Genomic DNA, 21742 nt, shown 5'->3' on the forward strand with positions numbered 1-21742 from the left:
CTCAGCGCGGCGCAGCCTCCAGCGCGGTGCGCACTGCCAGCGCAAGGTCACTGCGGGTAAATGGCTTTGGCAGCAGGGCGGCTGCACGCCCCAGCGCGCCAACCGCATCGTGGTCGCGTGGATAGCCTGACGTGAACAGGACCGCGATTGCCGGCCAGCGTTCACGCACCTCACGCACCAGCTCCCAGCCGGACATGCCCGGCATCACCACGTCCGAGAACAGCAGGTCGACCTTGGTGTCCGGCCGTTCCAGCAGCCGCAACGCCGAGGGGCCGTCGTGCGCTTCCAGCACGCGGTAGCCCAGCAGGCGCAGCGCATCGACTGTATGCGCACGGACATCGTCGTTGTCCTCGGCCACCAGCACGGTTTCCTCGCGTGGCGAGTAGCCAGCCAGGCCCGTCTGCGGAACGCGAGCCTCGCTAGGCAGCGCCAGCGGCGAGCGCGGGAACATCATGGTGATGCTGGTACCGCCGCCTTCCACCGAATCGATCAGTACGTGGCCGCCGGACTGCTTGACGAAGCCGTGCACCATCGACAGGCCGAGCCCGGTGCCGCGGCCGACCTGCTTGGTGGTGAAGAACGGCTCGAACACGCGCGCCAGGGTGGCCGCGTCCATGCCGTGGCCGTTGTCGCGCACCCGCAGCATCACGTACTCGCCGGGGGACGCATCCGGGAACAATGCGGCATAGTCGTGGTCGAGGTGGCTGTTGTCGACTTCGATCACCAGGCGGCCGCCGTGCGGCATCGCGTCGCGCGCATTGACCGCCAGGTTCAGCACCGAGGCTTCCAGTTGGCTGATGTCGATCTCCACGCACCAGATGTCCTCGGCGGTGCGGATGTCCAGTTGCACCAGTTCGCCCAGTGCCCGCTGCAGCATGTCCTGCATGTCCAGCAGGCACTCGTTGAGGTTGGCTGCCTGGCTGCGCAGCGGCTGGCGCCGGGCAAAGGCGAGCAGGCGCTGGGTGAGGCTGGCGGCACGGCCAACCCCCTTCAGGGCATTGTCCAGGGCGCGGCTGGCCATCGCGCCGGGCTCGCCGGCCCGTTCGCTGAGCAGCATGGCGTGCTCGATGTTGCCGGAGATCACCGTCAGGATGTTGTTGAAATCATGCGCGATGCCGCCGGTGAGCTGGCCGACCGCCTCGATCTTCTGCGACTGGCGAAGCGCATGCTCGGCCTGCCGCCGCGCAGTGGTTTCCACCGCCTCCGATACGACGGCGGTGGCCACGCCGTCGGCGTCCAGCAGCGGGCGCAGCGAGACATCGAAGCTGCGCCGGCCGGTGGGCAGCTCCAGCTCGAGGGAATGCAGCGAGCTGCGACCCTGTGCCGCCGCGGCGACGGCCTGGTCAACCACCGCGCCGACGCCGTCGGTGTTGGCGAACCACAGGGATTCGCCGAAGCGCTGGCCGACAATGTCCTTCTTGTCGGCCAGCACGGCGGCCAATGAGGCGTCATTGGCATCGACCACGCGCCCGGACAGATCCAGCAGCACCTGATGCTGGAAGCTGGATTCGAAGATCGCCTGCAGCCGCCGCTTGCTGGCCCGCAGTTCGGCGGTGCGCGCCTGCACCTGCTGCTCCAGGGCCTGGTTGTCCTCACGCAGGGCCAGTTCGGCCTGCTTCAACACCGATACGTCGCTGCCCATGCAGATGTAGCCGACCACGCTGCCATCGGCGGCATGCTCCGGCACGCAGTCCATCTGCACGAATCGTGACTCGCCGCTGCGATGCACGAGCTCGACCTGGAAGCTGGTGCGCTCGCCCTGCAGCACGCGTTCCAGGCTGGGGAGGGCATGTTCGAAGGCGCTGATGCCGCTGACATCGCGGGCAAGGCGGCCCAGCAGTTCGGCCTGGCTCACGCCATGCCAATCCAGGAACGCCTTGTTCGCGAAGCGGTAGCGGTGGTCCTTGTCGAGCCGGGCGATCAGCGCCGGAACGGCGTCGGTCACCTGCTGCAGCTGCGCCTGGCTCTCATTGAGCGCAGCCTGCGCCTGCACCAGCTGGTTGCGCTCGTGGGCTTCCTGCCGCGCGCGACGGATGGCATCCGGCAAGCGCTGCAGGCGCTGCTTCACCACATAGTCGCGTGCGCCGCGGGTCAAGGCCTGCACGGCCAGCTCTTCGGTCAGGGTGCCGGAGACGAAGATGAAAGGCGTGTGCGGGATGCGCTCGCGCGCCAGCGCAAGGGCGGCATCGCCATCGAATCCGGGCAGTACATGGTCGGCCAGGATGATGTCGAAGGGGCGATTGTCGATCGCCTCGATGAACGCATTGCGGGTCCACAGCCGCTCGGCCTCGAAGTCGAGGCCTGCGCGCTGCAGCTGTGCGCTGATCAGCTCCGCGTCAAGCGCGCTGTCCTCCAGCATGAGGATGCGCAGGCGCTCACTGCGGCGCGATCCATCACGCATGGTGCCGCCCCGAACCGTTGGGCCGGTGCGGCGGTGGCTGGTTGGTGATGCCCCAGAACATGCCCAGCCCCTGGATGGCATCGAAGAACTCCTTGAAATCGACCGGCTTGACCACGAATGCATTGACGCCCAGTTCGTAGCTCCGCACCAGATCCTGTTCCTCGCGCGAGGAGGTCAGCATCACGATCGGGGTGCTGCTCAGCTGCGCGTCGCCACGGACCTGTTCGAGCACTTCCAGGCCATTGACCTTGGGCAGCTTCAGGTCCAGCAGCACCACGACCGGGCCGCCGTGCATGGCGCCGGCGAACTTGCCTTCGCAGCGCAGGTAGTCCAGCGCCTCGGCGCCATCGCGCACGTGGATGACGTCGTTCAGCAGCTGGCAGCGTGACAACGCGGCCATCGTCAGCTCGGCGTCTTTGGGGCTGTCCTCGACCAGGAGGATCGGCCGCAGGTCCCTCATGGGTGATCTCCTGTGGAACGGGGTAGGGTGAAATGGATCGTGGCGCCCTTGCCGGGTTCGCCCTCGGCCCAGGTGCGGCCGCCGTGGCGGCCGATGATGCGGCGCACATTGGCCAGGCCGATGCCGGTGCCTTCGAATTCCTCGACGTGATGCAGGCGCTGGAACACGCCGAACAGCTTGTCCACGTAGCGCATGTCGAAGCCGCAGCCGTTGTCGCGCACGAAGAAATGGTCTTCGTCGTCGTTGCGTTCGTGGCCGACCTCGATAACCGCCTGCTCGCGCTCGCGGGTGAACTTGATCGCGTTGCCCAGCAGGTTCTGCCAGACCAGGCGCAGCATGGTCGGATCGGCCTCGACTTCCGGCAGCGGCGCCAGCGTCCACTGCACCTCGCGGCCGGCATAGTCCAGGGCCAACGTCCTGCGTACGTCCTCGGCCAGCGCAGCCATGTCCAGTCGCACCCGGCCCACCGTCGAGCGGCCCATCTGCGAGAAGCTGAGCAGGTCATCTACCAACGTGCCGGCAGATTTCGCCGATTCCACGATGGTGTCGAGGAAGCGACGTTCGGTGTCGTTGAGGCGCTCGCCCGCAGAGCTGCCCAGCAGCTCCGAGTAGCCGACGATGTGGCGGAAGGGCGCGCGCAGGTCGTGGCTGACCGAATAGGAGAACGCTTCCAGTTCCTTGTTGCTGCGCACCAGCTGTTCGTTCAGCTCCGCCATTTCCTCGGCCTTGCGCAGCACGATGTCGACAATGGCGGTGCGCATTTCGTGCGCGGCATCGCAGTCGGCATCACTCCACGGCAGGCTGCGCTGCTGCACGGTCTCCTTCCACGCCTCGAACGAGTTGCGCGGCGACAGGGCCATGCCGGGCGCATCGGTCTTGCGCGGGTCGCCCCCCCAGCGCACGGTGCGCACGACCTCCGGCCGGAACCACATCAGGTAGCTGTGATGGAGCTGCGAGATCGACACCGCCAGCAGGCCACTGGCCACGTCGGTCAGGTGCGCGGCAGGCGACCAGTCGCCGGCGAGATGATCGGTGCAGTACATTTCCTGCCCGGCGTGCTGGTTGGCCAGCCAGTCGGCCAGGGCCAGCACCTCGCTGGGGGGCGGGCACTGCCCCACGCGCATGCAGTCCCCCTTGTGCACGATGGCCGCGCCGGCCGCGCCGGTCAGGGACAGCAGGCTGGCCTCATCGTGGCGCAGCGCCGCCATGAACTCTTCGTCCCCGGCCATGCGTGCCAGCAGCTTGACCAGCACCGAGCGACGGGCCACGCGTTCCTCGATCGCGCGCGCGCGCTCCTTCAGCGCGATCTGCAGCGACAGGATCTGGCCCATGAACTCACAGGCCGTACGTACGTGGTACGGCAGGCGGCGCGGCTGCACCGCGTGGCAGGACACCAGGCCCCACAGCCGGCCTTCGTGCACCAGCGACACCGACATTGATGCCCCGGTGCCCATGTTGCGCATGTACTGCAGGTGCACCGGCGAGACGCTGCGCAGCACGGCCAGGCTCAGGTCGGTGGGAGGCGCGTCGCGATGCGCTTCCGCGCGCAACAGCGGCGCAGGGGTGTAATCGCTGTCCGCAATCAGGCGCACCCGGTTGCGGCGGTACAGCTCACGCGCCTGGGCGGGGATGTCCGATTCGGGGAAGCGCAGGTCCAGATAGGATGGCAGCAGGCCGTTGCCGTCCTCGGCCACCACCGTGCCATTCCAGCCTGCATCGAACTGGTAGACCAGGGTGCGGTCGAAGCCGGTGAGGCGTCGCACATGCGCGGCGGCCAGCCTGCACAGGTCTTCCACCGTCGTGGCGGTCTCGATGCCGGACATCAGCTCGCGGATCGCCGGGTACAGCTCTTCCAGCGAACCGGGCTGGCCCGGAACCGGCGCCTCCAGTTCAACCAGAAGGTCGGTTGCAGACCGGTGCACGAGCAGCTGGTGGCGGCCATGGCCATCCAGATGCACCGCGCCCACGTGTGCGCTGCTGCCGACCGTGGCCTGCTGCAACACCGCCTGGAACGGCGCCAGCACGCCACCCAGCACCTCGGCGACGTGTTGCATCAATGGCTCGCCGAACTGCTGCAGCAGGGCGGGGTGGCTGATGGCGCGCTCACGCACCTGCAGCGAGTGCGGTTCCACCACCAGAAGCACACCGTACGGCTGGATCGCGCCGGGGGTATGGATCGGTTCGCGCGCGCAACGCGACAGGGCAGCGTCGTGCGTGGGCTCAGCAGAAGGCATCAAGGGCGGGACTCATGATTCGTGAAGGGCAGGAACGACCCAGCGGTGTATCCGGTAACCATGGATGGTGAAGCAAAAGAGCGTATCCGCCTACCTCCCTGTGCATGTGGCGTGTCCTCCATCTGAAACTGAATTCTTCATACAAGCAGCGATGCGCATGCGTCAGGCGTCTCTGCCGGCTTCGCGGCCAGTGCATCTGCGCTGCACGCCGGCTCGACAGCGGCTGCCCTAGGGTGGCTCGACTTCCGTCGGATACCACGCCCGTGAACCTGCAGACCCTGCCTTCTACGCCGTACCGCATGCTGGCTGACAGTTGCCAGTTCGAACTGCTGGATGTGGATGCACTGCAGGACCCCGCCAGTGGCCGGTTGCTGCACCTGTATTCGCTGGTGGCCCGTTGCCTGTCCTGCGAGACGGTGTTCAAGGCCGAAGAAGGACAAGGCCTGGTCAGCCATTCGTCGGCGCGTGTGGTGCGTTGCCCCACCGGCTGCGGGCAGCAGGCGTTCAAGCCGGCACTGTTGAGGAACTGGCGCCCACAGGTCGTGGCCCAGGCGTAAGCGATGCGGCGCGCTATCACAGCAGCCCGGGGTTGGCACGCCAGACTGCGAAGTTGAGCGCCGAGGCGAAGCAAATCCAGGCCAGATAGGGCAGCAGCAGTACGGCTGCCATCGTGCGGACGCGCACGAACGCGAGCATCGTCGCGCACACCAGCGCCACCAGCACCAGGATGTCGACGAAGGCCAGGGCGCCCAGCTTCCAGCCGAAGAACAGCCAGCTCCACAGTGCATTGATGGCCAGCTGCACCAGATAGAGCCACAGCGCAGGCCGCGCGCCGCGCCAGCCGCGCTCCCGCCAGACCAGCCACGCCGCAATCGCCATCATGGCGTACAGCAGGGTCCATGCCGGGCCAAACACACCGGCAGGCGGCGCCCATGCAGGCAGGGCGAGGGTGGCATAGAAGCTGGCGGCGGACGTCGAGGCCCACGCGCCCAGTGCGGCGGCGGCGAAGGTGATCGCCACCCATCCCAGAAAGCCATAGGCCTGTGTTCGCTTGTTCATTGCGTGCAACTCGTCAATTGGGGCGTCGGTGTATACGCACCGGGGCCGGGAATGGATGCAGCCGCTTGCCTTCAGTGCGACGAGCCTGCAGCTCCCGTGCCCTGGCCCGCTGGCAGCAGCGAAGGCTGCTGGTCAAACCACTCGCGTGCCTTGGCCAGATGCCATTGGCGCTGGTCGCCGTCCAGCTCGATGCCCGCACCCAGCAGCCCCCACCGTAGATAGAGATCACCGCGCTTGCGCTGTTCCAGCAGATCCAGCCGCGCGCGTACCGACAGGCGGTCGTTCTCGGCCTGCAGGCCATCGATGACCAGATGGCCAGGGCGCCAGCGCAGCGTCGCCTGCGCCTGTACCTGTCCGGAATCCAGCAGGGACAAGGTCCAGCGCGGGTAGTCGGTGCGCTCTGCGAACAGCGCCAGCAACGGTCGCGCATCGCTGAGATCGAGGTCCGTGGTGGCATCCACTTGGAACGGCGACTGCGCATCGATGCGCCCACGCCTGAAGGCCGCGCGGCCTTTCCATGCCGTCGAGCCCTGCGTGCCCGCCACCTGCACGTTGCGCAGCTCGACCGTGGTGCCGGACAGATCGAAATGACGCTGGTTGAAGTCTCCCCGGCGCAGTGTTGCGTTCACGTCGATATCGCCGCCCATGTCCAGCCCTGCCACCTTTGCACTGGCGTTGCGCCCCAACAGCCGGGCCGTGCCATGGCCGACGCGCCCGTCGGTATCGAGGGTCGCATCACCACTCACGGTGCCGGTGCCACGGAGTAGTCGCACCTGGGGCGAACCCAGGTAGCGGTTGTAGGCGGTCAGGTCAGGGATGGTGGCTTCACTGAAGCGCAGCTGCGCGCGGACGCCTTTGCGCAGTTCCTGCAGGCGGCCATCGCCGGTCAGGTCCAGGGCCAGATCCCGGCCGTCGAACAGGCGTACGTCCTTGGCATCGCCTGGCCGCGCGGTGAAGCGGGGCAACCGGACGGCCAGCCGCGCCTGGCTGGGCGTGCCGGCCTTCAGTTCGCCGTGGGCACTGGCCGTGCCCGCCAAGCGCACACCCGCCACCTCGGCCACGGCTTCGGCTGCAGGAATGTCCACGGTGCTGCCTTCGGTCAGCTCGCCGTTGCGAAGGCGCAGGTCCGCCTTCAGCGTGCCGCCGCCATCCAGCTGCAGCCACGGCTTGCGCACGAACAGGGCAGGGATCCAGTTGAGCGAGGTGAACGTCCATTCGCCGCGCACTTTGCCAGAGCTGCGTTCCAGCAGCAGTGCGGGCTGTTGGAAGGGAATGTCCCGGCCACTGATATGCAGATCGGCATCCACCTCGCTGCCTGAACCGGACTTTGGCGGCAAGCGGGCCTGCAGGCGCACGTCCCTGGCCACATTGAGTTGCAGCGCCAGCATGCCGCGATCGGGGGCGCCGTCGCCCAGGTAGAGCGGCACCTGCCACAGCGCGTGGTCGCCGGGCTGCAGTTGGCCATCGATCAGGTGGAGTGCGGCCTGCAGCCGTCCGGGCACTGGTGCGCTGGAGATCTTCGGCGTTGTGGCATTGGTGTCCATGCGCAGGCCCTGGCTGCGGGCATCGACCTCGAGCTGGGCATGCAGCAGCTTCAACTTGGCCAGGCCGGGCGCCTGGTCCCGATAATGGCGCGGATAGCTGAAGCGCGCGGTGAGATCCGTGTCGCCCAACAGCTGCACGCCGTCAAAACTGGTGTCCGCATCGCTGAATGCAACCTCGGATTCGAACAGTTCCGACGGCCCGCCGCGCAGCTGCTTGAGGAAGCCCACCGTGCCCTGGCCCTGGCCGATGATCAGCAGCTTGCCGAAACGTGCGCTGCGGATACTGTCGCTGTGGATGGCATCGAAGCGCAGGGTCCAGCCGCGGTCGCTGCGCGGCGGTGGCGGGATGGCCTCTTCCACGCGGCTGATCTCGGCCGAAACCCCTGTGGCCTGCAGCCGGGGCACCCGCACCTCGCGCTGGAACAGGGGCAGAACCGCCAGACGAGCGCTGGCGCGGTCGGCGTGCAGCACGTAGACCGTGTGGTTCACATGGCCGCGCATGTGTACATTCCAGGCGATCACGTGGCCTGGCAGCACGGTAATGGCCGGCCCAGTGGTCATCACGAACTTGTGCGGCTTGCGGTTGGTGACCTGGTCAAACAGCGGTGTGTTGAGGAAGATGTTGCCGGCCAGCAGGTACAGCAGGTAGATGCCCAGCAGGACGCAGGCAGGAACACGCCACCGTCGAAGCCGGTGCGGGATGTGCGCGGAAACAGGGGGCATCTACTGCTCTGAAGGCCGGAATATCTGCAACTATTGCCGAGCCGATGGCGGTGGCGCGTGAAGCAGCTACGGAGCAGGCGTTGGATTCTGGTAGTGTCCGGCTTGGTCACCACCACAGATCTGCAGGAGTCGCATGGATATCCGGCCCGCCCGTGCAGGCGATTTCGACGTGATGTGGGGCATGTTCAAGCAAGCCATTGCGACGCAGGATGCACTGCCCTTTGCTGGCTCTTTCGCCGTCGAGACGTTTCGCGCGCATTGGTTCCAGGCCCAGGCACCTCATGTAGCTGTGCTGGAGGGCCGGGTTGTGGGCATGTACAAGATGGGCCCGAATTTCCCTGACCTTGGGGCGCATGTGGCCAGCGCCACGTATGTGGTCGACGCCGCGACACAGGGGCGGGGCGTGGGCCGAGCCTTGGTGGAACACAGCCTGGAGCGGGCGAGGGCGGAAGGGTTCCTGGCCATGCAGTTCAATTACGTGGTCAGCACCAACGGCCCGGCGGTGGCGCTGTACCGGAAGCTGGGGTTTGCGGTGGTTGGAACGCTGCCAGAGGCCTTCCGGCATGGCAGGCGCGGGTTGGTCGATGTCTTCGTAATGCACAGGTTCCTGTAGTGCCGTCGCCAGGTCGGCCGCATCAATCAGCATTCTTCGGGAGTGTGATGACGAATGAGGTGCGGCCATCACGCCATCGTCCACGAACAGTGCCGCGGTGCGCGTGGCAGATTTCCCGCACCAGGAACAGGCCGAGGCCAAGGCTCGCGTGTTCTCCCTGTGACGCGTTGTGCGAGCCTCGGCGCAAGGGATCGAACAGGCTGTTGAACGCTTCGTCCGACAGTTCGGCCCCCGCGTTGCTCACCGTGATCAGGGTCTGGTCGGCGAGGCTCTCAAGGCTGATCCGCACATCGGTGCCGTGTTCGCCGTACTTTGCGGCGTTGGTCGTGAGGTTGTGAACCGCCTCGCGCAACGAAGAGGCATCGAAGCAACCGCGGGCATCGCCTTCAGCCTCATACGTGATAGGGACGTGGGGCAGGGCAGCGCGAAGCAATTCGACTTCCTCGCCAAGCGATTGGGCAAGATCGCAGTCCACCGGATGAATGGCCATCCCATCGCCCAGCTTGCTGCGGCTGTAAGCCAGCAGGTCGTCCAGCAGCTTTTTCATGCGCATGCTGCCGTTGATGATCCGCTCGGCCTGCTTGGCCAAAGCTGGGTCCTGCAGCCCACTGGCCAGGGTGTCTGCCGAGAAGATGATCGCTGCCAAGGGGCCTCGGAGATCATGCCCGAGCGCCGCGAGGAAGATCTGCCGCCAGGATTCGACCTCGGCAGAGAACTGAGCAAGGGATTCGGCCACCGCCTGGTCGATGGCCTCATTGAAACGAAGGATGTCATCGATCGATGAAGTGACCAGCCGCTGGTCGGATGCCCATCGCCGAAGTACCGAAGCCCGAAGCGCTCGATACTCAGCCACCATCTGGTTGAGGCCAAAGCCGGCGATGGCGCGGGTTCGGCCATGATAGGACGCGGCGGACTCGGGGCCGGGTTTCAACGGTGCAAGCCCGTGGGACTTTGCGAGCTGCTGGGAGTCTGTCTGCGGCGATCTGAGATCGTCTATGACCGCCTGAAGAATCTGGGGAAGATGATTCCGAAGTTGCTTTGCGCTGAACTCGACGGTATCGGGTGCCTGCGTTTCGGCAAATGCCACCGCTGAAGGGGGAGCCTGCAGCGCGGGTTGGGCCCGGGCGGCGGTCGCCCGGGCCAGTCTGGCTAGAACATAATATACATACCGCCGTTGTCGGCTCCGCTAACCGCCTGCATCTGGGCGGTTTTTGCGTTCGCGAGGCCCGGCATCGATAGCGCCACCAGCGCGACGACCGCAGCCGCCGCGCTCATTCTGTCCAGCATCAGGCGCCAGAGGGCACGTTCGGTTGCAGACGTGGCGCGTTCGGCATGGATCATCGCGATCCAAGTGGGGCCATCCAGCTTCGCCAGCGCGCAAATCTGCGCAATTCGCTCATCAGCCAGCGGTGTGTCGCCCTTCCGCCATCGGGACACCAGCGACCGGGTAACGGTCAGCCTTTCAGCCAAAGCCATATCGGACGCGAGATTCAAGCGAATTTTCACGTTGTCAAGTAGTTCGTTGACGGCGGTCATGGTGGCTCCGGTTGATCGATCAGTTGACACATGTTTCCTGATCAGTTTACATGCCCCACGTTGAGTGATCACTCAACAACCGTCGCCGGCACCCCAGGGCCGCTGGCGGGTTCTGCTGAGGGATCGCCGGAAGGGGACTGCTGATGTTTGAAGCTGCCAAACAGTTCTTTATAGATGCTTCTCTCCAGCGCTTTCGCGTCTTTTGTCAGGCTCGTAGCGCACTCCTTCATCCACCGCATGATCTGGCAGTTGTTCGGATCGTACGACTGCAAGTCAGCCGGGTACAGCGCAAGGAATCGCTCGCAGTAGTCGATCACTGCAAGCAGCTCATGCTCAGTCCCAATGAGAGCCTGAAGTGTATCGATATCCAGGCCAAGCTCAGTCTTCTGCGAGAAATCCCAGCGAATAGTTCCGAGCTTCTTCTTTGCTATTTCCAAGAAAATTCGAAGGCTCTCCAATTTCACATTGCCAGCTCCGTCGAACTTGGACTGGAGGTTCGACTCGAATGCTTGGGCAGTACGAGCATCGGTCCCAATCAGGCGCAAGGCTGCCTCTCTTGCGTTCAGCTTGGCGAGCCTTTCCGCCTCAACGTCCTGCTTTCGCCTGACATTTGCGTCATAAGCGATCTTCATCGCACCTATACCAATGACCCAAGTGCCGATCGCGGCGATCCAGTCCGCAGCGTTGCCCGCGTCGAAGCACTTCAATGGGATCTGGCTCCCGAGAAGTGCAACGCCGGCGATCACCACGCCAAGCAAGAAGCCGGAGAAGAAAAGGAAGGTTATCGAGGCCTGGTTCAGGCCAAGCTTGATCTTGATTTTCATGCCACCCCCTGTGGCACCTATGAAGTGCGGGGGATTCTGCCATGACGGAGCCTGTTCTGGCCTTCGCCCTGCTAGGGGCCATTTCCGCTGTGTCCATTGGTGCGGCTCGCATCGTGTCGTGGCTGCTGGACCGGCGTGATCGTGCCGCCGCTCAGCGCGCCAAGGAAGCGGCCGTCGTCGCCCAGGCACGCGCCGAAGTGGCCGCATCAGGCTGGACCCCTCAGGACGAAGACCGCTACCAGTCCCGACGCCACGGTGGCCGCCATGGGTGAACTCCTGCGCGATCCGTTGGTTGTGACTGTGATCGGCGGCGTCCTAGTGACAGCCCTGTATTGGACGCTCGTGGTCGTGCTGCGAGGCAAGGGGGCTGGCAATGGCCGTTGATCGCGCTCGCTTCCGCATGGCGGTGGCTGAGCCGGTGAGAACCGTTCTCACCGGGAATGGGGTAGGGGGCTTTTCCCCGCTTTCGCGCGGTGAAAAGGGGCAGCGAGCGGCGGCGGAGATTGGCCCGGGGAGTAACACGGGCCAAAAGGGTCAGCAGGACGCAATCATCGACTACCTGACCATTGTGGTCCCGCTCTCCGCCCTTGAAGAAGTGAACTGCAAGAAGCTGGACCTCTTGCTGTTCCGGATCTTCGGCTTCCGTGGGGAGGTTGTTGCCGGTGCGATTCGTGAGAAGAACTGGAACTTCTACGAGCAGTCGGCGGTGTTGATCGACCGGGAGAACGAGGTGGTTGGTCGTGTCGGCATCGGTGGCAAGAAAAGCACCGTATGCCTGAGCTTGACCGGCATGGGTTGCAAGTGGGTTCGTGACTGGGCGCGCGTCTACAAGCAGTGCGCGATGCTGGACGCCAAGATTACCCGCGTTGACTGCGCGCACGACGACTACGAGGGCGAACGCCTGGACGTGCATGCGCTCCGCGAGGTTGCAGCGCAGGGCGGCTTTACCGAGGGCGGATGTCCTCCGCGTCACCGCTTCATTTCCGATGAAGGCCACAACACCGGCTGCACGCTGTATGTCGGCGGCAAAGGCCACAAGGAACTGTGTGTGTACGAGAAAGGCAAGGCTGAGGGGCTGCCGTCCTCGCGCTGGGTGCGCGCGGAAGTGCGCCTGTATGGCAAGCACATGGAAATCCCGCTGGATGTGCTGTTGAACCCGGGTGCGTACCTGCGGGGTTCGTACAGCGCGCTGCACGATCTCATCAAGGGCGTGTGCACACGGCTGCGCACGATCCGCAAGCACGTCGAAGTTTCTGCCGAGGCAATGGTGCTCTGGATGGAGCGTCAGGTGGGCCCGGCTCTCAGTGTTCTGCGCGGAGCGTTCGGAGATTCATGGTCCGACTTCTGCGAGGCCCGCATCGTCCGTGACGGTCACCCCGGACGCTTTCGCGGTATTGCCAAGGGTGACGCACTCCATCGTTATGTGAGGGAAGAACTATGCCCATCTGCCGCGTGAAGTCGGCTGCTGTCGACGAACAGCACAACGCCAAGACCAACTCCATCATCCGCTCCCAGATGGTCGGCCTTGACCTCGGCAACGGCTTCGAGTTGCCGTTCCGTGTCGGCCTCGGCCAGCGTCCGCCGTATCCGGCTGGGGAGTACGACATCGATCCCAAGTCGTTCGCGCTGTCGCCCTATGGCGATCTTGTCCTGAAGCGCTACGTGGACCTTGTGCCCATCGGCTTCAAGGCTGCGCCGGTGTCGAAGGCGTAATGCCATGGCCGTGCTGATCCCCGCATGTCGCGAAGCCGACCTGGACACGGCCACGGGGACCTGCACGGCTGTGATCTGGATTCCTCAGCCGGCACTACTGCCGGAACTGCCGATTGAGGATGCACAGGCCATTGGCGCAAAGATCGCGCTTCTGTGGGCTGTCGCGTACGTGTTCCGGCTCATCCGCAAGAAAATCGAACAGTCCTAGGAGGACACATGCACAAGATGTTCAACGCCCTGAAGGGCAAGGGTGCCGCTCTGGCGGCTGTCGGCACTGCCGCGCTGGTGTCGGCTCCGGCATTCGCGTCGGGTGGTGGTGGCGTGGACGTGGGTCCCGTGGTCACGGCGATCAACGCCGCGCTCGGCCCGATCGGTCAGATCGGCGCTGCGGTGCTGACCGTGCTGGTCGGCGTCAAGGTCTACAAGTGGGTGCGCCGCGCGATGTAAGGGCAACCGGGGGGCAGGGCCGACTCCCTCCCCCCGGTCTTTCAACGCCCTGGACAGGGCAGGGGGCTTGGAATGGAAGGGTGGATCTGGCTCTGCGCATGGCTGGTGGCCTGCGCAATCATCTTTGTGGACTTCAGCTGATGGAACGCCTAAGCACGCTTTGTTTGGGCGCGTTGCTGATAGTCGCTTTGTGCTGCGGTTCCTTTGTCGCAGTGCCGGTTCAAGCTGCTACCTATCGATGCACTGATCTTGGCGCCATGTGCGACGAAGGCGAGGCATATTCTGAGGCGTGGGCCCATGCGCGAGAGGCTGCACAGAATCCGGCTTACAACGTTCCCTGTGTATACAAGTCTGGTACTCAGACCTTCGTTGCAGCGGGCTACAGCGGCAGTTGCAGTGGCTCGCGCGTCTCCACGAAAGAGTTTTATTTCACGAAATCTTGCGAGAGTCGCCCCGACTGGAATGGCCCTTACCCCTACTTGAACGGTGGCAAGCCGAAGAATGGCTCTGTCACTTGTAATGCCGGCTGCAAGCAGGCGTGGTATTCGAATGGCGATGGCTACTTCAATGGCAAGTACTCATCGGTTCCAGGAACCTGCAACAACTATGACGACAACGAGTGCAAAGCTCAGTTCGGTGACGGCTACCACTGGAATGCTGGCATGTCTGCGTGCGAGCCCGATGACGGCAAGTGCAAGGACGGCGGGAAGCAGAATTCGTTGGGGCAATGCGCGCCAGAACCTTGCCCGGATGGAATGGCGCAACAGGCTGATGGCACATGCAAGAAGAAGGAAAACGAGTGTCCGGCCGGGCAGGTGCGTTCACCGGATGGCAAGTGTTTGCCCGGTGATGGTCAGTGCGCCAGCGGCGAAGTTCGCGGCCCGGATGGCACTTGCAAGAAGGATGGAGACGGGGATGGTCAGCCAGACGAACCGGGCGACAAAGACACATTCTCGGGCGGTGACGATTGCAATTCGCCGCCGTCGTGTAGTGGTTCACCGATCATGTGCGGTCAGGCGCGCATCCAGTGGCGCATTGACTGCAACACACGAAAGAATCGAAACATCGCCGGCGGCCTGTGCAATTCGATGCCGGTCTGCACGGGCGAGAAATGTGACGCCATGGAGTATGCGGGGCTTCTTATGCAATGGCGATCCGCCTGTGCGTTGGAAAAGATGGCCAGCGGCTCGGGCAATGGCGGTGATGGCGCAGACGTAAAGGCGATACGTGACGCACTGACCGGCACGGGTGGATCTGTCACTACACCCGCTGATCGACCAGCCTCCGACGTGTGGTCGCCGGGCAGTGGGCAGCCCACGCGGCCTGACGCTTCGGGTTACGGCTGGGGCAGGGGATGCCCGCAACCGCCAGCCATCGAGGTCATGGGCAGAACCATCGCGTTCGACACTACGCCGTTGTGCCGGTGGCTCGGCCTCGGCAGTTACTTCGTTGTGGGTCTTGCCGCGCTGTTCTGTCTCCGAATCATCGCCAGTAAGGATGCCTAACCATGCCGATGCTCATCAGCACGTTGCTGACCGCGCTAGCTGCGCTGTTCCGCTCGAAGTGGGGCCCATGGGTCGCCGAGGCCATGGTCTGGCTGGGGATTTCCTGGGCGACGAATGAGTTCCTCGTTGATCCATGGATCAGCCAAATGGAAGACGCAATGCGTGCCGGCGCACCCGGTGGCGAGTGGGGCGCACTGTTGGTGTCCTATGCGGGCATCATGAAATTCGATGTGGCTTGCACCATGATCGCCTCCGCTGTGACAGCTAAGTTCGCTGTCGGTGCCGCGAAGACGTTCCTCACGAAGCGGACCTGACATGCCTATCGAACTGTTCACCGGCCAGCCCGGCAACGGCAAAACTGCGCTCATGATGGAGCGCCTTGTTGCGGAGGCAAAAGCGGCGACTCGCCCGATTTTCGCCATCGGCATTGATGGCCTTGATCCCGGCCTTGCCACTGTGCTCGATGACGCGCGGCACTGGAACGACAAGGATGCTGAGGGCAATTACATCGTTCCGGACGGCTCGCTGATCTTCGTGGACGAAGCGTGGAAGTGGTTTGGGCATTTGCATGACGCCACGCGGCAGCAGACGCCGAGGCACGTACTGGAACTGGCCGAACACCGGCACCGTGGCCTGGACTTCGTGTGGACCACGCAGCAACCGAACCAGTTGTATCCGTTCGTTCGTGGCCTGATCGGTGCGCACTCGCACGTGGTGCGGCGTTTCGGCACGAAGATGCTTGACGTCTATCGCTGGGGCGAACTCAACGAAGAAATCAAGTCACTCGCCAAGCGCGATATGGCCCAGCGCACCACACGCTTGTTACCGTCGCAGGTGTTCGGACAGTACAAGTCTGCCGAGGTTCACACGATCAAGGCGCGAATCCCGCTCAGGGTGCTGCTGCTCCCGGCACTGATGGTCGTTGGCGCGGTGTTCGCCTATTTGGCTTATCGGTCCCTTGTCTCGCCTGCGGTCACAGGTGGCGCGGGCAAAGAAGGGACGCAATCGGCGTTAGCCGATGCGGCCCCTTCGCCGCCGGGCGGCGGATCGCGCAAGGAAGGCGCTCCGCGCTGGCCCTCAGCCGCTGCCTATGCCAAGGACCATTTGCCGCGCATCAGCACCATGCCCTGGACTGCACCGGTATTCGATGATCGGCAGGCCCGATCCGATCCCCAGTTGGTGTGCATGTCGTCTATGGAGGGACTGGACGCGCAGGGCGTTCGCCAAGAGGCGAGCTGCCGTTGCCTCACTGAGCAAGGCACAGCCTACGAGCTGAGCCAGCCCGAGTGCCGCACGCTGGCGCGCAATGGGCCTGTCTACAACCCATATCGGGAGCGGTCGGAAGATCGGCGGGACCAGCGTTTTGAGGCGGCAAGCCAGCCTCGCCCAGCTGAATCGGTAGGGCTCGCGGGAAGCGTGGTACAGCACGTAGAACGCACCATGGGGAGCTTCCCCGAGTCGGCACCGTTCCCAACGGAAAGCTACATGACCACGGCGCCGGGACCGAACAAGCTATGACCAGCAGCGCACGCGAAGTGTTGAAGTGGCTGGCCGTCGTTCTCATGACGTGCGACCACGTCGCAAAGGTCATCTACGGCGGCTATGTGCCAGGTCTCAGCGAGGCGGGCAGGGTAGCGTTCCCTCTGTTCGCGCTGGTGATGGCCTATAACCTCGCCCAGCCCGGCGCCGACGCTGTCAAGTCGGTGCGCAGGCTCTGCGCTTGGGGGCTGATCGCGCAGCCGGTGCATGTACTGGCTTTCGGATACTGGCTTCCGTTGAACATCCTGCTCACGTTCGCCCTGTGTGCGGCAGTGATCTGGCTGGCGGACCAACGTAGATGGGTAGGCCTGGCTTTAGCCGCGGCTATATTGCCCCTGTTCGTGGACTACCAGTGGGCCGGGGTGGGGTTCGTCTTGTTGGCGTGGTGCGCCTTCAAGTGGCGCCAGTGCTGGGCGATGGTGCCGGCATTCGGTGCGATCTGTTGGTTCAATGGCAACCTGTGGGCACTTGCGGCGATTCCGGTTGCGCTGGCCGTGTCCCGGGTGGCGTGGCCGGTACCACGTGGGCGGTGGGCCTTCTATGGCTATTACGTTGGCCACCTTGCGTGCGTCGGGCTGCTGGCGCCTATACTGCGGGCATGAACGTGCGCCGCTATCTCGACTTTCACTACTGGGTTGCCCGATGGATGGATCGGGCGTTCGCGCGTCAGCATGCGCGCAGGAAAAGCTAATCGATCACTGGCAGGTTTTGCCCGGTACGTTCTCCCAGCCCCCAGGAATACGGCGGAACGCAACGCCACTAATGCAGCGTAGTTCTTCGCGTTGCTTTTTCGCCTCGGCGTCCCTTTCGGCAGCTGCTCGGCGCAGCCGAATTTCCGCTATTTTTGCCTGTTTTTCGGCTTCGGCAATCGCGCCGGGCGCAGGTATCGCGGCAGTGCTTGGCATTACCGGCGGCGTCGCTTCGGCGTTGCGCGTGAATCGTGTATTCCATGCGTCACCTGTCCTCAGGTGCAGCCAGATTCCAGCACCGGCCATGCCCAGTAGCAGCATGGCCCACAGGCCGAGCCATGGAAACTCCCAGCGTGCGCGCGGGATGGGTTGTAGGTACTCCGGTCGTTCGCGTTCCATACGGCCCCCAAGGCGTCCTGCGCGCATTCTAGCCGGGGTGTAGGGGCAGCGCCCCTACGGGAGCGCCTTACACGCGCTGGCGAGGCTTCGGCCCCGGTACCGGCAGGACTGCCGCTGGTGGTTCGGCGTCAGGGCCAGCCATCGCCACCGATGACCGCTTTTTCCGGCGCTGAGCCAGGGCATCGGAGAGGTTCACCACGCTGGCGGCGTTGAAAGACAAGGGTTTCCGGGGCTTGCCGATCGCGCGGCCGCTCTCCATCATCCGGCGCCATTCCTGTGCCTGGGCAGCGGTGAGCGACAGCCATGCCAGATCCTGCGGTTCCAGCTCGCGGCCTTCGGGTGTGACCAGTCGGCCGGCCTTAAACGAAAAACCGGCCCAAGGGCCGGTCAGGTTCCGATCACGCACAATCAGGCTCCATGCCTCAGTGGGATCAGGGGGCGAGGCAAGCGGCGTGCCAGCCAGCCCCGCAGCAGCTTGAACATAATATACATTATGCGAAATGCGGTATCGGGCGTGACCCGGTTCGTAGGCTCTGCTTGGCAATGGCTGCGGCTCTGGCTCGGCTCTTGCCTGCCTGTTCGTTCCCCGACAAGGACGAGCTCGCAGCATGATCAAGATGGATCCCCACGACCGCATAGATCTAACCGGCCCTTGGGCCGGTTTCGGATTCCAAGGCGGGCACATGTTCACTCTCGAAGGCCATCAGCTGGAGCCGTGCGACATGGCCTGGTGGTCCCTGACCTGCAACATTGCACGCGAATGGCGGCTGATGATGGCTGAGGCGCCTCCCCGGGCTGCAACTGCCCGGAAGGCGTCAACTACGGCGAAATCTAGTGTCATCTACCTAGCCGAAGCGCTCAGAATTCGCCGAGAACGGCGGTTCGGCGTGGGCGCCCACGGTTCCGACGCCGGGGCGTCCAATGTTGTCTATATGAGCCGTGGGCCGAGACCTCGCCAGCGCGTGTGAGGCGCTTCCGTAGGCGCGCTGCCCCTACACCCCGGATCACTGCTCCCGACAGCGCAACCAGCCGCCAGAACGCGAGGACACCTGTTCCCACCCGTTTGGCAGCCTACGCATCGCCTGACCGCCAATGCACGCCATTCCTGAGCGCTTGGCTGCATCCGTACCCATCGCAGGCAGCACCACCACCTCGGCAGATGGACTTGGGCGTCCCGCCTGCCTGGACTCCTGCTGTAATGCATTGGCCTCAAGCCCATCACAGAGCGGTTTCATGCCCGGATGAGGATGGTTCGGCCAGCGGTACTGTTCGCAGTTGAATGGCGTAGTGGTCTTTGCCATCGAGTTATGCGCGGGCCTCGGTGCGGCTGGAAGCGGCTTTGAGGTTGGCCCCCTTGCGGAGTGAATCTGCTGCGCGGACGCGCTGCTGGCGACCATCAAGAGCAAACATACGACGCCAGGTCGAATATCCATATTCCCTCCAGAATTGAGGGGAATCCTACTTGATTTCAACTCGTGCCAAGGGACCTCCCTTGAGCTCTGAGTAGGCGCAGGACCTCAGCAGCGCCACCTGGTTGCTCCTGCTTGGGGCGAATAGTGAAGGTGCCCGATGAAAAATCGAGTAGCCGGGCCGCGTCATCAATTAAGACTTCAATGTCGTCGCCCCGGATCGCGAACGAGGTTTTTCTGTTTTCCCCAATAACGTGATCAGCGTCGAAATGCGCAATCTTCTTGCTCACAGCCTGATACACGGGCCTTGCCTTAGCAACGTAGTCCTTTGCCATTGCCGAAAACATGTCTGCCAACGGATGGCCGGATGCGGTCAGCCGAGATGCGAGCCCGAGCAACGATATGTTCTCCTTCCGACCTGATTCCGGGGGATCCGTAAGCGCCCGAATGCACGTAAAGATGGAGACAATCAACGCCCGCTGCACGATGCCGAAAAAGTGAGGGGCAGTCTCATTGAGCAGGGTCATGTCACTATCTTCATAGAACATAGTCCGATACTCAACGAAGTCCCAGTGAGCTTGGCTGATACGCGCCTCAAGAGCTTCAAAGTACTCCCTATCTTGCGGAGAGATGTTCGCCAATCGATCATTGTCCATAGCAAACGTCCGTTAGAACAGGCCCAACATACCATGAGGCAGTAAACGCTCAGAAGCTGGGCGGGTACGGCTTCGACTCGGGGAAAGTCCCCATAGGACGCTCACCTACCCGAACCAGCGTGCCTCCGGCAGTGGATACCGCCGCTTGTGCGCTCACGATCCGGACGCTGGCACCGGCCTCACTCCCTGCGGTCGCAATGCCGGTGCCAGCGTCCGGCTTGTCCAGGCGATAGAGCGTCGGGTCCTCCTCCCGTCGCGGCGCTTGGCGCGGCCATGGTGTAGCGACCAGCTTGTAATTGTCGGCGCTGATGTTGGCGCCATTAGGCGAATACCCCCACCCGGAAGCCCAGCGCGACCAATGCGTCAAACGTGAGCTGATCGACCAGGCTCTTCTGGCAGCGCGCGGCGATCGCCTGTGTCTGCACGAAATCCTGCCCACGATCACCCGGTGGTGCAGCCGCTGTTGCCGCCGCTGGAGCAACAGCCAGGGCCATGCAGGCGATCAACAGATTCCGTCCCATTCCATTGCGCATCCTGCGCCCCATGAAGCGTGTTGTTACTGCTGTCCATCCACTCGACCGTGCCGACCTGGCGGTCGCCAAAGACAGCCGTGAGCGTCAGTCGGATACGTTTGGCCTTCGGCAGCTGCGCCACGTAGCGCTGCTCTGGCGTCGACGCGTCCATAGGATCAGGTGCGGCCTTGGGCGCAGGCACACCCGGCAGATTGGGAATCGTGCTTTGATCTGCCGGGGCCGCGGCACTGGCACCCGCTGGCTGGCGCGACCTCTCGAACTCGCCCGGCTAAACAATGACTGCAGGGCAAGCGCCACCAGAAGCGCCAGGTTGCGCACGCGCCAGATAGAGCACGTCACCTAAGAGACATTTTTATTCGCAAACCCCACGATCCAATCAGGCCTCAATTCTGCAACGATCGTCATGATCTGCTCAATAAAATCCACGGGCTGCGTGTCCAAAGTCCCACCAACATTCATCTGCATAAGGAATTGCCTAATGAATGGCGCCGTGTACTTCGCTCTGAAGTTCCAACCATCCTCAAGATTGACATCAAACTCTCTCGATAAGCATCGCTTCGACCAAGAAATCACTGGCAACGAGAAGCCATCTCCCATCAACTTTCCGTCGATCATCAATACAAGGCTGCGGGAATAATCTGGCGTCCCATGCGAAGCATCCAGATGCCACGAGAGGAATGCCATTGGCACGTACCTCGATCCAGACCTCCCCTCCCCTACAACACCTCGTAGAGGAAGCGCTCCCGAAGAAGAAGCGGAATCGGATACTACAAGAACGCCATCGTCATTGATCTTCGCCGCGCGCCTTTTCCCGACGCTTTGATAGTCAATAAGAAAGAACTCGCTATCGAGAGAGCCTTCCACCATTTAATTGCAGCCACATTGCGGGAGGAGCTTCTACACAAAGACGGTCTTCCTAGTGCCACGATCTACCCCTCTCGACAACGTAGCCAGTCGCCTTTGGCATTCCGTAGCTGTTCCCATCCGTTCGAGAGCAGAAATAATGTTGTCCAACCCAAGTTGAAGCGCGGGAACCTACTTGCCAGCTGCCTTCTTTCCCGATAGCGCAGTCAAAAATATCAGAACAAGCGCAATGCACACTGCCACGTTGAACAAGAGAATGGGGCGTATGGCGAGATAGAGTTCACCGACTCCGATGGAATAAGGTCCATGAGTGGACTGCGACCCCAGCGCTCTGGCAATGATCTGAATCCACGCAAGCGCAGCAATCTGAACGGCAGCTATTCCAATCGCGGATAACAGCCGTCTGGTAGGAGTTCTGCCGGTCATTGCGAAATACGTAAGCACCGCGAGAACAGCGTAGAAGGCAAGCAGCGTCCAGGTCATCATTCTATCCCCCGCAGCCGCAGCCTGTAGGCCGGTTGCCCAGCGTCTCATGCATCGCTTCGATTGCACCTGCGTCGATATCGGCTCGACTATCCGCATCCCAGTTGTGAG

25 protein-coding genes are annotated in these 21742 nt (G+C 63.4%); 11 read left to right on the forward strand and 14 right to left on the reverse strand.

All coding sequences use genetic code 11. From position 1 onward, the window contains the following. Nucleotide 1: 1 nt before the first annotated feature. From AC5P7A_RS14370 to AC5P7A_RS14380, 3 genes are read right to left on the reverse strand one after another with little or no spacing between them, the layout of a single operon-like run. A complete protein-coding gene (locus AC5P7A_RS14370; RefSeq protein WP_495220236.1) occupies nucleotides 2-2401 on the reverse strand; it encodes a response regulator in 2400 nt (799 codons plus the stop codon). Further along, entirely contained in the window at nucleotides 2394-2861 is a 468-nt protein-coding gene (locus AC5P7A_RS14375) for a response regulator (protein WP_134808851.1), read from the reverse strand. The genes AC5P7A_RS14370 and AC5P7A_RS14375 overlap by 8 nt, the downstream gene beginning before the upstream one ends. Further along, nucleotides 2858-5095: an ATP-binding protein gene (locus AC5P7A_RS14380; RefSeq protein WP_197605005.1), complete on the reverse strand. Its 2238-nt coding sequence runs from the start codon at nucleotides 5093-5095 to the stop codon at nucleotides 2858-2860. The genes AC5P7A_RS14375 and AC5P7A_RS14380 overlap by 4 nt, the downstream gene beginning before the upstream one ends. Before the next feature lie 263 nt (nucleotides 5096-5358). Here AC5P7A_RS14380 and AC5P7A_RS14385 point away from each other — a divergent pair, with 263 nt between their 5' ends. Next, nucleotides 5359-5652 carry a hypothetical protein gene (locus tag AC5P7A_RS14385; protein ID WP_014647137.1) on the forward strand — a complete coding sequence of 98 codons (294 nt, stop codon included), beginning with the start codon at nucleotides 5359-5361 and terminating at the stop codon, nucleotides 5650-5652. A 16-nt stretch (nucleotides 5653-5668) separates the two neighbouring features. Here AC5P7A_RS14385 and AC5P7A_RS14390 read toward each other — a convergent pair whose 3' ends face one another. After that, nucleotides 5669-6154, reverse strand: a complete 486-nt coding sequence (locus tag AC5P7A_RS14390) for a TspO/MBR family protein (protein WP_288496343.1) — start codon at nucleotides 6152-6154, stop codon at nucleotides 5669-5671. Between the two features lie 71 nt (nucleotides 6155-6225). Next, nucleotides 6226-8421 (reverse strand): AsmA family protein, encoded by a 2196-nt coding sequence (locus tag AC5P7A_RS14395; protein ID WP_288496341.1) that lies wholly within the window; start codon nucleotides 8419-8421, stop codon nucleotides 6226-6228. 133 nt (nucleotides 8422-8554) lie between these two features. On the opposite strand from AC5P7A_RS14395, the gene AC5P7A_RS14400 reads away from it, so the two are divergent. Beyond that, nucleotides 8555-9034 carry a GNAT family N-acetyltransferase gene (locus AC5P7A_RS14400; RefSeq protein WP_046430525.1) on the forward strand — a complete coding sequence of 160 codons (480 nt, stop codon included), beginning with the start codon at nucleotides 8555-8557 and terminating at the stop codon, nucleotides 9032-9034. Nucleotides 9035-9056: 22 nt separating this feature from the next. On the opposite strand, the gene AC5P7A_RS14405 is transcribed toward AC5P7A_RS14400, so the two are convergent. The 3 genes from AC5P7A_RS14405 to AC5P7A_RS14415 all read right to left on the reverse strand — a co-directional run bounded on the left by AC5P7A_RS14405 (nucleotide 9057) and on the right by AC5P7A_RS14415 (nucleotide 11394). Then, complete coding sequence (locus tag AC5P7A_RS14405) at nucleotides 9057-10121, reverse strand: ATP-binding protein (protein ID WP_495220237.1); 1065 nt, start codon at nucleotides 10119-10121, stop codon at nucleotides 9057-9059. A 62-nt stretch (nucleotides 10122-10183) separates the two neighbouring features. After that, on the reverse strand, nucleotides 10184-10570 hold the full coding sequence (locus tag AC5P7A_RS14410; RefSeq protein ID WP_495220238.1) for a DUF3693 domain-containing protein: 387 nt from the start codon (nucleotides 10568-10570) through the stop codon (nucleotides 10184-10186). A 68-nt stretch (nucleotides 10571-10638) separates the two neighbouring features. Next, a complete protein-coding gene (locus AC5P7A_RS14415) occupies nucleotides 10639-11394 on the reverse strand; it encodes a hypothetical protein (protein WP_495220239.1) in 756 nt (251 codons plus the stop codon). Between the two features lie 41 nt (nucleotides 11395-11435). Between AC5P7A_RS14415 and AC5P7A_RS14420 the strand changes: the two genes are divergently transcribed. The 9 genes from AC5P7A_RS14420 to AC5P7A_RS14460 all read left to right on the forward strand — a co-directional run bounded on the left by AC5P7A_RS14420 (nucleotide 11436) and on the right by AC5P7A_RS14460 (nucleotide 17200). Then, complete coding sequence (locus AC5P7A_RS14420; RefSeq protein ID WP_495220240.1) at nucleotides 11436-11666, forward strand: hypothetical protein; 231 nt, start codon at nucleotides 11436-11438, stop codon at nucleotides 11664-11666. A 101-nt stretch (nucleotides 11667-11767) separates the two neighbouring features. Then, a complete protein-coding gene (locus tag AC5P7A_RS14425; protein ID WP_495220241.1) occupies nucleotides 11768-12850 on the forward strand; it encodes a replication initiation factor domain-containing protein in 1083 nt (360 codons plus the stop codon). Next, entirely contained in the window at nucleotides 12832-13107 is a 276-nt protein-coding gene (locus AC5P7A_RS14430; RefSeq protein ID WP_153643323.1) for a single-stranded DNA-binding protein, read from the forward strand. Before AC5P7A_RS14425 ends, AC5P7A_RS14430 begins: the two co-directional genes overlap by 19 nt. 4 nt (nucleotides 13108-13111) lie before the next feature. Next, complete coding sequence (locus AC5P7A_RS14435) at nucleotides 13112-13315, forward strand: hypothetical protein (protein ID WP_065184837.1); 204 nt, start codon at nucleotides 13112-13114, stop codon at nucleotides 13313-13315. Nucleotides 13316-13323: 8 nt separating this feature from the next. Continuing rightward, complete coding sequence (locus AC5P7A_RS14440; RefSeq protein ID WP_130768080.1) at nucleotides 13324-13554, forward strand: major capsid protein; 231 nt, start codon at nucleotides 13324-13326, stop codon at nucleotides 13552-13554. Between the two features lie 80 nt (nucleotides 13555-13634). Then, nucleotides 13635-15059, forward strand: coding sequence for a virulence factor TspB C-terminal domain-related protein (locus tag AC5P7A_RS14445; RefSeq protein ID WP_495220242.1), 1425 nt, complete (start codon nucleotides 13635-13637; stop codon nucleotides 15057-15059). 2 nt (nucleotides 15060-15061) lie between these two features. Continuing rightward, on the forward strand, nucleotides 15062-15373 hold the full coding sequence (locus AC5P7A_RS14450) for a DUF2523 family protein (RefSeq protein ID WP_065198582.1): 312 nt from the start codon (nucleotides 15062-15064) through the stop codon (nucleotides 15371-15373). A gap of 1 nt (nucleotide 15374) precedes the next feature. Further along, nucleotides 15375-16577 (forward strand): zonular occludens toxin domain-containing protein, encoded by a 1203-nt coding sequence (locus AC5P7A_RS14455; RefSeq protein WP_495220243.1) that lies wholly within the window; start codon nucleotides 15375-15377, stop codon nucleotides 16575-16577. Next, the gene (locus tag AC5P7A_RS14460) at nucleotides 16574-17200 is read left to right on the forward strand and encodes a TraX family protein (protein WP_495220244.1); all 627 of its coding nucleotides are present in this window, start codon (nucleotides 16574-16576) and stop codon (nucleotides 17198-17200) included. Before AC5P7A_RS14455 ends, AC5P7A_RS14460 begins: the two co-directional genes overlap by 4 nt. 93 nt (nucleotides 17201-17293) lie before the next feature. Here AC5P7A_RS14460 and AC5P7A_RS14465 read toward each other — a convergent pair whose 3' ends face one another. From AC5P7A_RS14465 to AC5P7A_RS14490, 6 genes are all read right to left on the reverse strand, one after another. After that, nucleotides 17294-17686, reverse strand: a complete 393-nt coding sequence (locus AC5P7A_RS14465) for a hypothetical protein (protein WP_495220245.1) — start codon at nucleotides 17684-17686, stop codon at nucleotides 17294-17296. Nucleotides 17687-17753: 67 nt separating this feature from the next. Further along, nucleotides 17754-18092: a DUF3653 domain-containing protein gene (locus AC5P7A_RS14470; protein WP_495220246.1), complete on the reverse strand. Its 339-nt coding sequence runs from the start codon at nucleotides 18090-18092 to the stop codon at nucleotides 17754-17756. A gap of 1062 nt (nucleotides 18093-19154) precedes the next feature. Beyond that, entirely contained in the window at nucleotides 19155-19751 is a 597-nt protein-coding gene (locus AC5P7A_RS14475) for an AbiU2 domain-containing protein (RefSeq protein ID WP_495220247.1), read from the reverse strand. 320 nt (nucleotides 19752-20071) lie between these two features. Next, on the reverse strand, nucleotides 20072-20245 hold the full coding sequence (locus AC5P7A_RS14480; protein ID WP_495220248.1) for a hypothetical protein: 174 nt from the start codon (nucleotides 20243-20245) through the stop codon (nucleotides 20072-20074). Between the two features lie 378 nt (nucleotides 20246-20623). Beyond that, on the reverse strand, nucleotides 20624-20968 hold the full coding sequence (locus tag AC5P7A_RS14485) for a hypothetical protein (protein ID WP_495220249.1): 345 nt from the start codon (nucleotides 20966-20968) through the stop codon (nucleotides 20624-20626). A 351-nt stretch (nucleotides 20969-21319) separates the two neighbouring features. After that, entirely contained in the window at nucleotides 21320-21631 is a 312-nt protein-coding gene (locus tag AC5P7A_RS14490) for a hypothetical protein (RefSeq protein ID WP_495220250.1), read from the reverse strand. Nucleotides 21632-21742 lie beyond the last annotated feature (111 nt).

This window comes from Stenotrophomonas sp. YJH_SMC_65, from assembly GCF_059369475.1.

Coding starts and splice junctions, on each gene's coding strand:
- AC5P7A_RS14370 (WP_495220236.1), bottom strand. CDS start 2,401: ATGCGTGATGGATCGCGCCGCAGTGAGCGCCTGCGCATCCTCATGCTG.
- AC5P7A_RS14375 (WP_134808851.1), bottom strand. CDS start 2,861: ATGAGGGACCTGCGGCCGATCCTCCTGGTCGAGGACAGCCCCAAAGAC.
- AC5P7A_RS14380 (WP_197605005.1), bottom strand. CDS start 5,095: ATGCCTTCTGCTGAGCCCACGCACGACGCTGCCCTGTCGCGTTGCGCG.
- AC5P7A_RS14390 (WP_288496343.1), bottom strand. CDS start 6,154: ATGAACAAGCGAACACAGGCCTATGGCTTTCTGGGATGGGTGGCGATC.
- AC5P7A_RS14395 (WP_288496341.1), bottom strand. CDS start 8,421: ATGCCCCCTGTTTCCGCGCACATCCCGCACCGGCTTCGACGGTGGCGT.
- AC5P7A_RS14400 (WP_046430525.1), top strand. CDS start 8,555: ATGGATATCCGGCCCGCCCGTGCAGGCGATTTCGACGTGATGTGGGGC.
- AC5P7A_RS14410 (WP_495220238.1), bottom strand. CDS start 10,570: ATGACCGCCGTCAACGAACTACTTGACAACGTGAAAATTCGCTTGAAT.
- AC5P7A_RS14415 (WP_495220239.1), bottom strand. CDS start 11,394: ATGAAAATCAAGATCAAGCTTGGCCTGAACCAGGCCTCGATAACCTTC.
- AC5P7A_RS14420 (WP_495220240.1), top strand. CDS start 11,436: ATGACGGAGCCTGTTCTGGCCTTCGCCCTGCTAGGGGCCATTTCCGCT.
- AC5P7A_RS14425 (WP_495220241.1), top strand. CDS start 11,768: ATGGCCGTTGATCGCGCTCGCTTCCGCATGGCGGTGGCTGAGCCGGTG.
- AC5P7A_RS14430 (WP_153643323.1), top strand. CDS start 12,832: ATGCCCATCTGCCGCGTGAAGTCGGCTGCTGTCGACGAACAGCACAAC.
- AC5P7A_RS14435 (WP_065184837.1), top strand. CDS start 13,112: ATGGCCGTGCTGATCCCCGCATGTCGCGAAGCCGACCTGGACACGGCC.
- AC5P7A_RS14440 (WP_130768080.1), top strand. CDS start 13,324: ATGCACAAGATGTTCAACGCCCTGAAGGGCAAGGGTGCCGCTCTGGCG.
- AC5P7A_RS14450 (WP_065198582.1), top strand. CDS start 15,062: ATGCCGATGCTCATCAGCACGTTGCTGACCGCGCTAGCTGCGCTGTTC.
- AC5P7A_RS14455 (WP_495220243.1), top strand. CDS start 15,375: ATGCCTATCGAACTGTTCACCGGCCAGCCCGGCAACGGCAAAACTGCG.
- AC5P7A_RS14460 (WP_495220244.1), top strand. CDS start 16,574: ATGACCAGCAGCGCACGCGAAGTGTTGAAGTGGCTGGCCGTCGTTCTC.
- AC5P7A_RS14465 (WP_495220245.1), bottom strand. CDS start 17,686: ATGGAACGCGAACGACCGGAGTACCTACAACCCATCCCGCGCGCACGC.
- AC5P7A_RS14475 (WP_495220247.1), bottom strand. CDS start 19,751: ATGGACAATGATCGATTGGCGAACATCTCTCCGCAAGATAGGGAGTAC.
- AC5P7A_RS14480 (WP_495220248.1), bottom strand. CDS start 20,245: ATGGCCCTGGCTGTTGCTCCAGCGGCGGCAACAGCGGCTGCACCACCG.
- AC5P7A_RS14485 (WP_495220249.1), bottom strand. CDS start 20,968: ATGGCATTCCTCTCGTGGCATCTGGATGCTTCGCATGGGACGCCAGAT.
- AC5P7A_RS14490 (WP_495220250.1), bottom strand. CDS start 21,631: ATGACCTGGACGCTGCTTGCCTTCTACGCTGTTCTCGCGGTGCTTACG.